The 14,607-nt window shown below is 63.6% G+C and carries 12 protein-coding genes; 8 read left to right on the forward strand and 4 right to left on the reverse strand.

The genetic code is table 11. The features are described from left to right. The first annotated feature begins 192 nt into the window (after positions 1-192). The 5 genes from glnT to HU750_RS23080 all read left to right on the forward strand — a co-directional run bounded on the left by glnT (position 193) and on the right by HU750_RS23080 (position 5,990). The gene (glnT, locus tag HU750_RS23060; RefSeq protein WP_027595362.1) at positions 193-1,527 is read left to right on the forward strand and encodes a type III glutamate--ammonia ligase; all 1,335 of its coding nucleotides are present in this window, start codon (positions 193-195) and stop codon (positions 1,525-1,527) included. 65 nt (positions 1,528-1,592) lie between these two features. Further along, positions 1,593-2,498, forward strand: coding sequence for a class II glutamine amidotransferase (locus HU750_RS23065; RefSeq protein ID WP_186682590.1), 906 nt, complete (start codon positions 1,593-1,595; stop codon positions 2,496-2,498). A gap of 27 nt (positions 2,499-2,525) precedes the next feature. After that, a complete protein-coding gene (locus HU750_RS23070) occupies positions 2,526-3,200 on the forward strand; it encodes a GltB/FmdC/FwdC-like GXGXG domain-containing protein (RefSeq protein WP_027595364.1) in 675 nt (224 codons plus the stop codon). Positions 3,201-3,215: 15 nt separating this feature from the next. Further along, positions 3,216-4,541, forward strand: a complete 1,326-nt coding sequence (locus HU750_RS23075) for an FMN-binding glutamate synthase family protein (protein WP_027595365.1) — start codon at positions 3,216-3,218, stop codon at positions 4,539-4,541. Between the two features lie 147 nt (positions 4,542-4,688). Then, entirely contained in the window at positions 4,689-5,990 is a 1,302-nt protein-coding gene (locus HU750_RS23080; protein ID WP_186682592.1) for an ammonium transporter, read from the forward strand. 63 nt (positions 5,991-6,053) lie between these two features. On the opposite strand, the gene HU750_RS23085 is transcribed toward HU750_RS23080, so the two are convergent. Together HU750_RS23085 and HU750_RS23090 are read right to left on the reverse strand one after the other, a co-directional pair. Then, the gene (locus tag HU750_RS23085; RefSeq protein ID WP_186682594.1) at positions 6,054-7,466 is read right to left on the reverse strand and encodes a purine-cytosine permease family protein; all 1,413 of its coding nucleotides are present in this window, start codon (positions 7,464-7,466) and stop codon (positions 6,054-6,056) included. 472 nt (positions 7,467-7,938) lie between these two features. Continuing rightward, positions 7,939-8,391 carry an Lrp/AsnC family transcriptional regulator gene (locus tag HU750_RS23090; RefSeq protein ID WP_099429055.1) on the reverse strand — a complete coding sequence of 151 codons (453 nt, stop codon included), beginning with the start codon at positions 8,389-8,391 and terminating at the stop codon, positions 7,939-7,941. Between the two features lie 111 nt (positions 8,392-8,502). Here HU750_RS23090 and HU750_RS23095 point away from each other — a divergent pair, with 111 nt between their 5' ends. The 3 genes from HU750_RS23095 (at position 8,503) to HU750_RS23105 (ending at position 12,039) form a co-directional block, all read left to right on the forward strand. Continuing rightward, on the forward strand, positions 8,503-9,117 hold the full coding sequence (locus HU750_RS23095; RefSeq protein WP_186682596.1) for a LysE family transporter: 615 nt from the start codon (positions 8,503-8,505) through the stop codon (positions 9,115-9,117). A gap of 66 nt (positions 9,118-9,183) precedes the next feature. Next, positions 9,184-9,816 carry a LysE family translocator gene (locus tag HU750_RS23100; RefSeq protein WP_027595370.1) on the forward strand — a complete coding sequence of 211 codons (633 nt, stop codon included), beginning with the start codon at positions 9,184-9,186 and terminating at the stop codon, positions 9,814-9,816. Positions 9,817-9,903: 87 nt separating this feature from the next. After that, positions 9,904-12,039, forward strand: a complete 2,136-nt coding sequence (locus HU750_RS23105; RefSeq protein ID WP_186682598.1) for an ATP-binding protein — start codon at positions 9,904-9,906, stop codon at positions 12,037-12,039. Positions 12,040-12,042: 3 nt separating this feature from the next. Here the strand turns inward: HU750_RS23105 and HU750_RS23110 are convergent, their stop codons facing one another. Both HU750_RS23110 and HU750_RS23115 read right to left on the reverse strand, forming a co-directional pair. Then, positions 12,043-13,839 (reverse strand): sensor histidine kinase, encoded by a 1,797-nt coding sequence (locus HU750_RS23110; RefSeq protein ID WP_186682600.1) that lies wholly within the window; start codon positions 13,837-13,839, stop codon positions 12,043-12,045. Positions 13,840-14,043: 204 nt separating this feature from the next. Next, a complete protein-coding gene (locus tag HU750_RS23115; RefSeq protein WP_186682602.1) occupies positions 14,044-14,607 on the reverse strand; it encodes an NUDIX hydrolase in 564 nt (187 codons plus the stop codon).

Genomic DNA, 14,607 nt, shown 5'->3' on the forward strand with positions numbered 1-14,607 from the left:
TTTCCTCAGGTGAAAACAAGTTTCCCATATCTACAACGGAATTTCCTGGGCAATGGCGGCTGGCCTCTTCACGCCGAACCGCCGCGAAAAGGCCGGTGGAGGTAAACCTGGCAAGCGCTTTGCATTCCTGTGATGAAAGTAAGTTTCCCATGCGGAATTACAAGCGACCCCTTACCCAGGAGTGTTCAACCCATGTTGCCAGCAGAAACCCAGCGCACCCTCGATCAGCACGGCATCAAGTATGTGCTGGCGCAGTTTGTCGACATCCATGGCTCGGCAAAGACCAAATCGGTGCCGGTCTCGGGCCTCAAGATGGTGGCCGAGGAGGGCGCCGGTTTTGCCGGGTTCGCCATCTGCGGCATGGGCATGGAGCCACACGGCCCTGACTTCATGGCCCGGGGCGACCTGGCCACGTTGATCCCGGTCCCCTGGCAGCCCGGCTATGGCCGGGTGGTGTGCGTCGGCCATGTCAACGGCCAGCCCTGGCCTTATGACAGCCGTTACGTGTTGCAGCAACAGGTGCAGCGCTTGGCCGACAAGGGCTGGACGCTGAACACCGGGCTGGAGCCCGAGTTCAGCCTGTTCCGCCGTGACGAAGGCGGCAAGCTGCAATTGGTGGATGCCTCGGACAACCTCGACAAGCCGTGCTACGACTACAAGGGCCTGTCGCGTTCGCGGTTGTTTCTGGAGCGCCTGACCGAAGCCTTGCAGCCCGTGGGCTTCGACATCTACCAGATCGACCACGAAGACGCCAACGGCCAGTTCGAGATCAACTACACCTACAGCGACGCCATGGAGTCGGCCGACCGCTTCACGTTCTTCCGCATGGCGGCCGGCGAAATCGCCAACGACCTGGGGATGATCTGCTCGTTCATGCCCAAGCCCGACCCCAAGCGCGCGGGTAATGGCATGCACTTTCACCTGTCGCTGGCCAGCAGCACCAACAAGAATCTGTTCCATGACGCCAGCGACAGCAGCGGCATGGGCCTGTCGAAGCTGGCGTACCACTTCGCCGCTGGCCTGATGGCCCACGGCCCGGCGCTGTGTGCCTTCGCGGCGCCAACCGTCAACTCCTACAAACGCTTGGTGGTTGGCCGCTCGTTGTCCGGCTCGACCTGGGCCCCAGCCTTCGTTGCCTGGGGCGCCAACAACCGCTCGGCAATGGTCCGCATCCCCTACGGGCGCCTTGAGTTCCGCTTGCCGGATGCGGGCTGCAACCCGTACCTGGTCACTGCCGCGATCATCGCGGCTGGCCTGGATGGTATCGACCGCCAGCTCGACCCAGGCGAGATGTGCAACGAGAACCTCTACACCCTGAGCCTCGAAGAAATCGCCGCACGCGGTATCAAGACCTTGCCGCAATCGCTCAAGGAAGCCGCCGACGCGCTCGAGGCCGACCCCCTGTTCCGCGAGGTGCTCGGCGCCGAGATCGTCGACGAGTTCATCAAGCTCAAGCGCATGGAGTGGGTGGAGTACTGCCGCCACGTTTCCGACTGGGAAATCCAGCGTTACACCGAGTTTTTCTGACCGCCCCCATCCCTTGGGCGGCCCTCAAAACAGCGGTCGCCCACTGCCTAGTAAGGAGCATCACCATGTGTGGAATCGTAGGTCTGTACCTGAAGAAGCCTGAGCTGGAAGCCCAGCTCGGCAAGCTCTTCGAACCCATGCTGCACGCCATGACCGACCGTGGCCCCGACAGCGCCGGCTTTGCCATTTACGGCGATGAAGTGGCCGACGGCTGGGTAAAACTGACGTTGCAGGCCCTTGATGGGGGCTATTCGTGGGCCAGCTTGATGGGGCAACTGGAAGGGCGCTTGGGCTGCTCGCTGGACTGGTTTCAGAACGCCAGCGCCGCCGTGCTCAAGGTGCACACCACAGAAGCTGCCGCCCGTGCTGCATTGGCCGAGCTGGCCCCTGAAGTGCGCATCATGAGCGCCGGGCAGAGCATCGAAATCCTTAAGGGCATGGGCCTGCCGGCTGAGATTTCCAGCCGCTTCGGCCTGGCCGGCATGAAGGGCAGCCACATCATCGGTCACACCCGTATGGCCACCGAAAGCGCGGTGACCCTGGAGGGCAGCCACCCGTTCTCCACGGGCGCCGACCTGTGCCTGGTGCACAACGGCTCGCTGTCCAACCACTTCCGCCTGCGCCAGGAACTCAAGCGTGAAGGCATCAGCTTCGAGACCGACAACGACACCGAAGTGGCTGCCGGCTACCTGACCTGGCGCCTGCAGCAGGGCGATACCTTGGCCCAGGCTTTGGATGGCGCTCTGCAAGACCTGGACGGGTTCTTCACCTTTGCCATTGGCACCCGCAACGGTTTTGCCGTGATTCGTGACCCGATCGCCTGCAAGCCAGCGGTGCTGGCCGAAACCGACGACTACGTGGCCATGGCCTCCGAATACCAGGCCCTGGCCAGCCTGCCCGGCATTGAAAACGCCAAGGTCTGGGAGCCAGCGCCGGCCACCCTGTACGTCTGGGAGCGCGAAAGCGCCTGACCTGCCACCGAACCTCTGGAGAATCTTATGAAGACGATCGACCTTTCCAGCACTTCGGTGCGTGTCCTTAACCAATCCCTGCACGGTGAGGTGCAAGACCGTGAGTGGCGCGTGACGCGCCCCGACGGCAAACACAACCTGGCTGTCGGCATCAACGAAGACGTTTCGGTAGAGATCGATGGCCATGCCGGCTACTACTGCGCCGGCATGAACCAGAAAGCCAACATTACGGTGCACGGCAATGTGGGCGTGGGGGTGGCGGAAAACATGATGTCCGGCTCGGTGCGGGTCAAGGGCAGTGCCTCTCAGGCCGCCGGTGCAACCGCCCACGGTGGGTTGCTGGTGATCGAGGGCGACGCCGGTGCCCGTTGCGGTATTTCCATGAAGGGCGTCGACATCGTGGTCGGCGGCAGCATTGGCCACATGAGCTGCTTCATGGGCCAGGCCGGGCGTTTGGTGGTGTGCGGCGACGCCGGCGATGCGCTGGGAGACTCGCTGTACGAGGTGCGCATCTACGTCAAGGGCACGGTCCAGTCGCTGGGTTCGGACTGTATCGAGAAAGAAATGCGCGCCGAGCACCTGCAAGAGCTTCAGGCGCTGCTGAACGACGCGGGCCTCGACCATAAAGCCGCCGATTTCAAACGGTATGGCTCGGCCCGTCAGCTGTACAACTTCAAAGTCGACAACGCCTCCGCGTACTGATCCAGGAGCAACCCCATGAGCGAGCAATTCCCCCCGGTACTGCGTGAGTCGGCCACCTTCGATCGCCTGACCATCCAGGAAATCCAGCGTGCCGCCGAAACCGGCATCTATGACATCCGCGGCGGTGGCACCAAGCGCCGCGTGCCGCACTTCGATGACCTGCTGCTGCTCGGCGCCAGCGTGTCGCGCTACCCGCTGGAAGGCTACCGCGAAAAATGCGGCACCGACGTGGTGCTGGGCACCCGCTTTGCCAAGAAACCGATCCACCTGAAGATCCCGGTGACCATCGCCGGCATGAGCTTCGGCGCGTTGTCGGCCAACGCCAAGGAAGCGCTGGGCCGTGGTGCGACCATCGCCGGCACCAGCACCACCACCGGTGACGGCGGCATGACCCCGGAAGAGCGGGGCCAGTCGCAGCACCTGGTGTACCAGTACCTGCCGTCGCGCTACGGCATGAACCCGGACGACCTGCGCAAGGCCGACGCCATCGAGATCGTCCTTGGCCAGGGCGCCAAGCCGGGCGGTGGCGGCATGCTGCTGGGCATGAAAGTGACCGAGCGCGTGGCCGGCATGCGCACCTTGCCGATCGGTGTCGACCAGCGCAGTGCCTGCCGCCACCCGGACTGGACCGGCCCGGATGACCTGGCGATCAAGATTGCCGAGCTGCGCGAGATCACCGATTGGGAAAAACCCATCTACGTGAAAATCGGTGCCAGCCGCCCGTACTACGACGTCAAGCTGGCGGTGAAGGCCGGCGCTGACGTGATCGTGCTCGATGGCATGCAGGGCGGTACTGCCGCGACCCAGGAAGTGTTCATCGAGCACGTCGGCATTCCGATCCTGCCGGCCATCCCGCAGGCGGTGCAGGCACTGCAAGAGATGGGCATGCACCGCAAGGTGCAGTTGATTGTCTCGGGTGGCATCCGCAACGGCGCCGATGTGGCCAAGGCCATGGCCCTGGGCGCTGACGCAGTGGCCATCGGCACCGCCGCGCTGATCGCCCTGGGCGACAACCACCCGCGCCTGGATGCGCAGTTGAAGGCACTTGGCTCGGCCGCCGGTTTCTACGATGACTGGCAGAACGGCCGCGACCCGGCCGGTATCACCACCCAGGATCCGGAACTGGCCAAGCGCCTGAACCCGGAAGAGGCCGGCAGGCGCCTGGCCAACTACCTGCGCGTGCTGGTGCTGGAGGCGCAGACCATGGCCCGTGCCTGCGGCAAGTCGCACCTGCACAACCTTGACCCTGAGGACCTGGTGGCGCTGACCGTGGAAGCAGCCGCCATGGCCCGGGTACCGCTGGCCGGTACTGCCTGGGTACCAGGCCAGGCTCAGTACTGATTCAACCTTCTGGGGCCGCTTTGCGGCCCTTTCGCGACACAAGGCCGCTCCTACAGATGATCGCGGTCCGTTGTAGGAGCGGCCTTGTGTCGCGAAAGGGCTGCGAAGCAGCCCCCGCTGCATCCCCATTCGCACAGGAGTGACTCCATGAAGCTTGCCCTTGCTGTTGTGCTGTTGGCATTGACGCCGTTGGCTCACGCCGCCGAGCCCACCCTGGACACCGGCAACACCGCCTGGATGATCTGCGCGGCGATGTTCGTGCTGATGATGTGCATCCCGGGCCTCGCGCTGTTCTACGGCGGCATGGTGCGGGCCAAGAACTTTCTTTCGGTGTTCACCCAGCTGTTCGCCGTGGCCGGGCTCATCGGCATCCTCTGGGTGCTGTTCGGCTACAGCCTGGTGGTGGATACCCGCGGTATGGTTGAAGGCCAACTGACCTTCAACAGTTTTATCGGCGGCCTGGACAAGGCGCTGATGCTGAACATCGGCCATGACAGCCTGGTAGGGACCATCCCGGAAGGTGTCTTCGCGGTATTTCAGCTGACCTTCGCGATCATCACGCCTGCGCTGATTGCCGGCGGCTTTGCCGAACGCATGAAATTCAGTGCCTCGTTGTTGTTCATGGGCGCCTGGTTCGTCCTGGTGTACGCACCGATTGCCCATATGGTCTGGGGCGGGCCAGGGGCATTGATGGTCAACTGGGGCGTGCTGGACTTTGCCGGCGGCACCGCAGTGCACATCAACTCCGGGGTGGCGGCGCTGGCTGCAGCGTTGATGCTAGGCAAGCGCAAGGGCTACCCACAGGTGGCCATGCCGCCGCACAACCTCGGCTTCACCCTGGTAGGTGCCGGTTTGCTGTGGGTGGGCTGGTTTGGGTTCAACGTGGGCTCGGGGCTTGCGGCCAACGAAGGGGCAGGGGTGGTGATGCTGGCGACCATGGTGGCTGCCTGCGCAGGGATTGTCGGTTGGCTGATTACCGAAAAGCTCATGCATGGGCGGCCCACTGCACTGGGGGCGGCCTCAGGTGCGTTGGCCGGGTTGGTTGGCATCACGCCGGCGTGCGCCTTTGTCGGGCCGTTGGGGGCGCTGGTGATCGGCTTGCTGACGGGGGCTATCTGCTTCTTCGCAGTGACCCGGCTGAAGCAGGCATTGGGGTATGACGACAGCCTCGACGTGTTCGGCCTGCATGGCGTGGGCGGGATGGTTGGCGCGCTATTGACCGGGGTGTTTGCCGCGCCGTCGTTGGGCGGTTATGTGGAAGGCATTACGCCCCTTGGGCAAGCACTGGTGCAACTGAAAGGCGTGGCCTTTACCTTTGGTTATTGCTTTGTGGTGAGCTGGGCGATTTTGGGCGCCATCAAGCTGACTGTCGGGCTGCGGGCCAGCCGGGAGGAGGAAGAGCAGGGGCTGGACCTGGCGGAGCACAATGAGCGGGCTTATAACCTCTGACTACAAGGTGTCTGTACCGGCCTCTTCGCGGGCAAGCCCGCGAAGAGGCCGGTACAGGCTGAATCAGTGCCCCATGGCCAACTTGGCACTCATCTGCCGACGACGGTAAGCGCTGTCACGCGAAGCCAACCACCAGTACAACGGCGAGGTAATCGCCAGCCCCACCAGCCACGACAGGTCTGCCCCGTTGATGTGCTCGGAAACTGGCCCGACATACAGCGGTGTGTTCATGAACGGGATCTGCACCACGATGCCCACGGCGTAGGCCACCAGCGCCTGCGGGTTGTAACGCCCGTAGATACCGCCATCAACCTTGAAGATCGACTGGATGTCGTAGTCACCCTTGTGAATGGCATAGAAGTCGATCAGGTTGATCGCCGTCCATGGCACCAGCACCACCAGCAGCACCAGCACCATGTCGACGAAGTGGCCGATGAAGTCCTTCGATGCGCACACGGCCACCACACTGCAAGCCGCCAGCACGATCAGCGACAGCACCGCACGGCTTTTGGCGGTGGGGATCCAGCGGTAGGCGAAGGTCTGGATCAGGGTAATGATCGACAGCACCGCGCCATACAGGTTGAGGGCGTTATGGCTGATCACGCTGAGCAGGAACAGCACCAGCATGATCGGGCCCAGGGTGCCGGTGGCGAGTTTCACCGCGTCCATGGTGTCCATGCCCGCCGGGATTGCCAGCACCGCGACCGCGCCGAAGATGAACGACAGGCTCGAGCCCAGCACAGAGCCCAGGTAAGTGGTCCAGAAGGTCGAACTGACCTTGACGTCGGCCGGCAGGTAGCGCGAATAGTCCGACACATACGGGGCAAAGGCGATCTGCCACAACGCTGCCAGCGACACCGTGGCCAGCCAGCCGGCCAGGTTGAAACCGCCGCGGGTGAGGAAGTCGTCACTTTGCACGTGGGTGAAGATATAGCCGAAGCCGACCACGATACCGATGCCCAGCACCCAGGTGCCGATGCGGTTGAGCACATGGATGAAGCGGTAACCGATGATGCCGATGATGCCTGACCCCAGTGCGCCAATGACGATACCCACCGGTACCGGCACGGCTTCGACCACGCCATGCAGCGACTTGCCCGCAAGGACGATGTTGGAGGCGAAAAACCCGATGTACATGACCCCGGCGATCACCACCACCAGCAGCGCGCCAAGTGTGCCGAACTGGGCGCGGCTCTGGATCATCTGCGGGATGCCCATCTGCGGGCCTTGGGCCGAGTGCAGCGCCATCAGCACCCCGCCGACCAAGTGGCCGACCAGGATGGCGACGATGCCCCACACCAGGTTCAGGTGAAACAGCTGCACGCCCAGCGCGCCGGTGACGATGGGCAGGGGCGCGATATTGCCCCCGAACCACAGTGTGAACAAATCCCTTACCTTTCCATGGCGGTCTTGCGGGGGCACGTAGCCGATCGTGTGTTTTTCTATGAGGGGTGCCGAGTTGGCTGCACTGGTCATGACTGACTCCAAGGCAAGGTAGGGCATGGGGTACTGCCCGGGTGCGTGCCGGCGAAGGGCGACGCGTTCTTGTTGGAGGGATGATGGGGGGTGCGGGGATAACGAGAAATTAGTAAATATGTGCCCATAAACCTTAAAAAACCTAAGGCTGACAAAAGGTTAAGGGACGAGTGGTAGCAAGGAGCGGGCCATACGGCTGGAAGGCCTGGGCCTGGGGGGTTGGCGCCCTCCGGGTGAATGGGCCGGGAACCGGGCTGGTGCGAGGTGCGCGTTTTCAGTGCAGATAAATAGTCCGCCTGTGCCGTAATGCTGTTCACTTAACGTATCCATCGCCTGCATTGGGGCCGCTTTGCGGCCCATCGCGGCACAAGGCCGCTCCCACAATGTTCGCGCATGCCCTGTAAATAGGGGCATAACGCGGTCGGTGTGGGAGCGGGCTTGCCCGCGAAGAGGCCAGAGCAGGCCTGCACAGCTACATGGGCAACAGCCGGTCCTGGATCACTTCCTTCATCACCAACGTCGAACTCAACCGCTTCACGTTGGGAATGCTGGTCAGGTGTTCGTCATACAGCTTCTGAAACGCTGGCAGGTCCTTCGCCACCACGTGCAGCAGGTAGTCCGGGTCGCCGAACAGCCGCTGCGCCTCGACGATCTGGGGGATTTCGGCCAACGCTGCCTCGAAGTCCGCCACCGGCTGGCGCGTCACCTCGCGCAGGGTGACGAACACCAGCGCGGCGAAGTTCAGCCCCAGTGCAGTCGGCGCCAGGCGCGCGTGGTAGCCCAGGATGGCGCCCGATTCCTCCAGCGCCTTCAGCCGGCGATGGCAGGGCGATAGGCTCAGGCCCACGCGATCCGCCAATTCGGTCACCGACAAGCGACCATCTTTTTGCAGCTCGGCAAGGATTTTTCGATCAGTTCTGTCCATGGAGAAGAATCTTCCAGCTTATGTGCGATGACGGGGAATATACGAAAGAAAATGCCCCGAAGGAATCCGTAATCTTTCTGCATACCAAGCCAAGACATAAGGAAGATTCAAGTGGCAATCAGTGTGCTGACGGCGTTCTGGGCCGTGTCGTTGCTGTTCGTGATTACCCCTGGTGCCGACTGGGCCTACGCCATCTCGGCGGGTATGCGTGGCCGCTGGGTGATGCCTGCGGTGGCGGGCATGTTGTCGGGCCACTTCCTTGCGACGTTGGTGGTGGCGGCCGGCGTGGGCAGCTTGTTGGCGGGGCACCCGTTGGCGTTGACGTTGCTGACCCTGGCAGGCTGCACCTATTTGTTGTGGCTGGGCGGCAACCTGTTGTTGAGCCCCGGCGTGCCGGAAGCGGGGCAGGACGGGGTGGGGGAGTCCGGCTCGCGCTGGGCCTTTAAAGGCTTTTGCGTCAGTGGGCTTAACCCGAAGGTATTCCTGCTGTTTCTGGCCTTGTTGCCGCAATTCACCGACCCGCAGTCAAGCTGGCCGGTGCCGGTGCAGATCCTGCTGCTGGGGCTGGTGCACCTGTGCAGCTCGCTGGTGATCTATTCGCTGGTGGGGTACGGCGCCAAGGCCATCTTGAGCACCCGGCCAGGGGCGGCGAAGATGGTCGGGCGGGTGTCGGGCGTGGCGATGATCGCCGTGGCCCTGGGGCTGATTGCCGGGCAGTTGGGCTGACGCTACCGGCGTTGACGCCGCTCGGATACACTCGCCGATACATTTTGCACAATCAGGACGTGCCCCATGCCCGATACCGCCCAACTGCTGACCTTCGCATTGATCTGCCTGGGCATGGTGCTGACGCCCGGCCCGAACATGATCTACCTGATTTCCCGGTCGATTTGCCAGGGCCGCAATGCGGGGTTGATTTCCCTCGGTGGTGTGGCCTTGGGCTTCGTCATCTACATGCTCTGCGCTGCGCTGGGCATCAGCGCGCTGGTCATGGCCGTGCCGTTTGCCTACGACGTGCTGCGCATCGGTGGCGCACTGTACCTGTTGTACCTGGCCTGGCAGGCGCTTCGGCCTGGCGGCAACTCGCCATTCCAGGTCCGCGACCTGCCAGCGGACAGCCCGCGGCGGCTGTTCACCATGGGCTTTGCCACCAGCCTGCTGAACCCGAAGATCGCCGTCATGTACCTGTCGTTGATGCCGCAGTTCATCGAGCCCGGTCACGGCAGCGTGTTGGTGCAGTCGCTGGTGCTCGGGTCTACGCAAATCGCCATCAGCGTTTCGGTCAATGCCTTGATCGCGGTGATGGCCGGCTCCATCGCCGTGTTCTTAGGCGGGCGGCCCCTGTGGCAGCGCGTTCAGCGCTGGTTGATGGGCACTGTGCTGGCCGGGTTGGCCTTGCGCATGCTGGCTGAAGGGCGCCGTTGAAAAACGTCTGAAAGCAAGGGAACGAACGGGTACTTGCAGGCCTCCTATCCATCAGATGGATGGCAATGTGCCCGGGACTTCCCTGACATGAGATCGCTTCAACAACCCCCCACCGACGCGGGTGACCCACCGTTGGGCTTTCTGCTCAACGGCGGTAGCGTCGGCAGCCTGCTCCAGTCGATGGACTGGCGCGGCTCGCCGGTGGGTCCCCCCCACACCTGGTCGCCGCACCTGCAGACGGTCATGGGCACGCTGCTGCCAGCGCAAGCGCAGTGCGTGCTGTTCTGGGGGCCGGCCTACGTGGCGCTGTACAACGATGCCTACGCACCGAGCATTGGCACCAAGCACCCGCAGGCATTGGGGCGGCCGGCCCAGGAAAACTGGAGTGAGCTGTGGGACGACCTGGAGCCGTTGCTGCGCGGTGTGCGCGAGAGCGGCCAGACCTTCTCGGCCAAGGATCGCCCTTTCTACATCGAGCGCCACGGCGTGGGTGAAACGGCCTATTTTGATGTGTCCTATTCCGCTGTGCGCGAGGCTGACGGCAGCGTCGGTGGTGTGCTGTGCCTTGTGACTGAGACTACCGAGCGCGTACGCTTCCAGCAGCGCCAGGCCTTTTTGCTGGAGCTGGGCCGTGCTTTACCCGCGCTGGGTGATGCAGAGCGGATCGAAGCGTTCGCGGTAAGTCGGCTGGCACGGCGACTCGGCGCGGCACGGGTCTATTTTGGTGAAGACCAAGGCGACGGCAGCAACTTCCAGGTAGCACATGACTGGTCCGAGGCCTTGCCCTCATTCGTCGGCCAGCATGCCTACGCGAGCTTCGGTGCTTCGTTGCGCGAGCAACTGGCAGCGGGGCAGGTGGTGCAGCAGCCTTACAGCCTGCATGTGCCGGTCCTGCGCGCTGGCCGGCTGGAGACCACCCTCAGTGTGCATTTCCATACCCCGCACCTGTGCCCTGAAGACGAATGCCAGCTGGTGGAAGAGAGCGCCAAGCAAGCCTGGGCGGCGATTACCCATGCCAGGGCCGAGCGGGCGCTGCACCTGCTCAACGAAAGCCTGGAGGAGCGCGTGGCGTCGGCCCTGGCTCAGCGCGAATCTGCGATGCTGCAGCTGCACGAAGCGCACAAGATGGAAATGATCGGGCAATTGACCGGTGGCATCGCCCATGACCTCAACAACATGCTCACGCCGATCATTGCCTCGTTCGAATTGATGCGCCGCAACCCACAGTCCGAGCGTGCCCCCAGGCTGATCGACGGCGGCCTGCAGGCTGCCGAGCGGGCGCGCAACCTGGTCGGTCGGCTGCTCAGTTTCGCCCGCCGGCAAACCCTCAAACCCCAAGCCGTGTCTCTGGCGGCGCTGGTGGAAGACATGCGTGAGCTGATCGCCCGTTCGCTGGGGCCGACCATTACCGTGCACGTGCAGGTCGACCCGGCGCTACCGGCCGTGGTGGCCGACCCTCATCAACTGGAGCTGGCCTTGCTCAACCTGGTGGTCAACGGCCGTGACGCCATGCCTGAAGGCGGTGAGCTGAGTATCGTCGCCGGTATCGATGTAAACGGCCCGCCGAGGCCGGAAGGTGTGGCCGCGGCGCGGCTGGCCTGGCTACAGGTACGTGACAGTGGCTGTGGGATGGACGCTGAACAACTGCGCCGCTGCTTCGAGCCCTTCTACTCGACCAAGGCGGTGGGCAAAGGCACCGGCCTAGGCCTGCCGATGGTGCAGGGCTTGGCCGTGCAGTCGGGCGGTGGCTTTACCCTTCGTTCGTGGCCAGGTGAGGGCACCGAGGCGACCTTGTGGCTGCCGACCAGCGATGTGGCGGCAAGCTGCCGCGACAGCGATACAGCCGAAGCGCCATTGGCCGGCCGGAAGAACCACGTGCTGTTGGTCGATGACGAAGCGATCGTTCGCCATGCCACAGCGCTGCAACTGCGCGACCTCGGCTACGAAGTGATCGAGGCCGACAGTGCGGCGGCGGCCTTGCAGCTGGTAGAGCGGGGGCTAGTGCCGGATGTGCTGGTGACCGACCATGTGATGGCCGAGATGACCGGCGTGCGCTTCGCCCAGCAGATGCGCCAGCGCCAGGCCAACCTGCCGGTGTTGATCATTACCGGCTACGCCAACCTGACACCGCGCGAACTCAAAGGCTTCGAAGTGCTGCGCAAGCCGTACCGGCGTGCCGAGCTGGCGCAGAGTGTGGCGCGGTTGTTGGCCGCGCAACGGTAGCCGCTATTCAGAAGCCTCAGGGCCGGCAGAGGGCGCTTGTTGCGGCAGGTACAGGGTAAACGTCGTGCCCTGGCCTTCGACGCTGATCACCTCTACATCGCCTTCGGACTGCTTGGCAAAGCCGAACACCTGGGAAAGGCCAAGCCCGGTGCCTTCACCGGGCGCTTTGGTGGTGAAGAACGGGTCGAAGATGCGATCGAGCAGCTCGCTGGCGATGCCGACACCGCTGTCCACTACCGAGATGGCGGCAAAGGGCCCGGCTTGCGCGGCCTGCCCACGCAGGCCGGGCAGGCGTTGGTTGGCCTGAAGGCGCAGGCGCAAGGTGCCTTCCCCGGCCATGGCGTCGCGGCCGTTGAGCATCAGGTTGATGATCGCGGTCTCGAGTTGGCTGAGGTCGGCGCGGATATGGCAAGGCGCCTCTGGCAGTTCGATTTCCACCTGAACCCGTGCACCGGTAGCGGTATCGAGCATATCGGCCATGGCCTGCAGCCGCGGCCCGGCCTCGAACACTTGTGGGCTCAAGGCCTGCCGACGGGCGAAAGCGAGCAGTTGGCCGGTCAACTTGGCGCCGCGTTCGACGGTGTCGGCAATGGTCTTGAGGTAGCGCTCGCGGCGTGCTTCATCCAAGTTGGGACGCTGCAAGAAGTGCAATGACGAGCGGATGATGGTCAGCAGGTTGTTGAAGTCGTGTGCCACACCGCCAGTTAACTGGCCGATGGCCTCGAGCTTCTGTGCCTGGCGCAGCACGGCTTCGGTGTGCAGCAGCTGGGCGGTGCGCTCTTCGACGCGGTGCTCCAGGGAGGCGTTGAGCGCCTCCAGCGCGGCCAAGGCTTCACGCACTTCGGCGTGGGCCTGGACCCGTTGGATATGCGACCAGCAGCGTTCGGTGACTTCGCGGATCAGGCGCAGTTCATAGCCCGTCCATACCCGGGGCGCCTTGTCATGAATAGCCATCAGGGCGGTCAGGCGACCGTCCTTGATCAGCGGCATGCAGATGGTCGCGGTGATGCCGATGGCCTGGAACGTCGCGGCTTCCTCGGCGGCCAGTTCGTTGAGGTTGTCATTGATCACCAGCGGTTCGCCTGCGCGCAGTCGGCTGACAGCCAGGCGACCGAAGTCGGCCAGGCGGTATTGGCCGATTAGGCGCGGCGAGCCGGGGGCGACGGTGTCGCCGCAGATGTTGAAGCCGTCCTGGTCGGGGTCCATCACCGCGTAGGCGCAGCTGGACAGATGCAGGTGTTCCACCAGCATGCGGGTGGTGATGGCCATGATCCGCTCGGGGTCGGTGGCATTGGCCACTTCGCGCCCCAGGCCGTCGAGAAAGCTCAGGCGCTGGCTGTTGACCACGCTGGTGGTGGTTTCGGTCACCGTGTCGAGCATGCCCAGCACAGTGCCGTCTTCGCCGCGGATCGGGCTGTAGCAGAAGGTGAAGTAGGCGCGTTCGGGGGCACCGTTGCGGTCGATGACCAAGGGAAAGTCTTCGATGTAGATCGCCTCACCGGCCATGGCGTGTTCGGCCATGGCGCTGATTTCGCCCCAGGCCTCCTGCCACACTTCACTGAACGGCCGGCCTAGGGCTAAAGGTTTGCTACCGAGGATAGGGATGAAGGCATCGTTGTACAAAGTGATCAGCTCGCGGCCCCACAACACGGCTTGCGGAAAGCGCGAGGCCAGGCACAAGGCCACCGAGGTCTTGAGCGCGCTCGGCCAGGCCTCGAGCGGGCCCAGTGGGCTGTGGGTCCAATCGTGCTGGCGGATGCGTTCGGCCATCAGCCCGCCGCCGTCTAGCCATTTCGCCATGTGTGCTGCCGATCCTTCATAGCTGGGAGGATAAGGGTGCACCGAGAATAGCGAATTGGCGAGGGCTTTATGTCGTCTGTGCGGGCCTCTTCGCGTGTAGGAGCAGCCTTGTGCTGCGAAGAGGCCAGCGAAAGCAGCGAAGATCTCCGCTGTTATCCCCGGCCCCTTCGCAGCACAAGGCTGCTCCTACCGAATCGTGCAGGCTCAGCGAATGAAATGCACCTTGCCGGTATCGTCATTGCCCATGTAGATGCCGTACACCCCGGCCTGGCGCTCCAGGATATACCGCTCGAGAATCTGCCGGATGGCCGGGTAGTAGATCTCTTCCCAGGGGATTTCGTCCGGCTCGAAGAACTTGTAGGCCAGTGTCTCCGGGCCGAACTGGCCGGTCTCCTGCGTGGCGATGGCGCGGAAGATGATGTACACCTCGCTGATCTTGGCCACGCTGAAAATCGAGTAGGGCGAGACGATTTCGGCGTGCACGCCGCTTTCTTCCCACACCTCGCGCAACGCCGCCTGCTCGGTGGTCTCGCCCGCTTCCATGAACCCGGCGGGCAAGGTCCAGGTGCCAGGGCGGGGTGGAATAGCCCGCTGGCACAGCAAGTACCTGCCATCGCGCTCGATGATGCAGCCGGCGATGATTTTCGGGTTGATGTAGTGGATGTAGCCGCAGCCGGTGCAATGCAGGCGTTCGTGGGTGTCGCCTGTGGGAACGCCCCGGGCCAGTTCCGTGGTGCAGTGCGGGCAGTAGCGCGGGGCGTTGGGCAT

This window comes from Pseudomonas sp. SWRI50 (genome assembly GCF_014269095.1).
In the GTDB taxonomy this organism is placed as follows: domain Bacteria; phylum Pseudomonadota; class Gammaproteobacteria; order Pseudomonadales; family Pseudomonadaceae; genus Aquipseudomonas; species Aquipseudomonas kermanshahensis.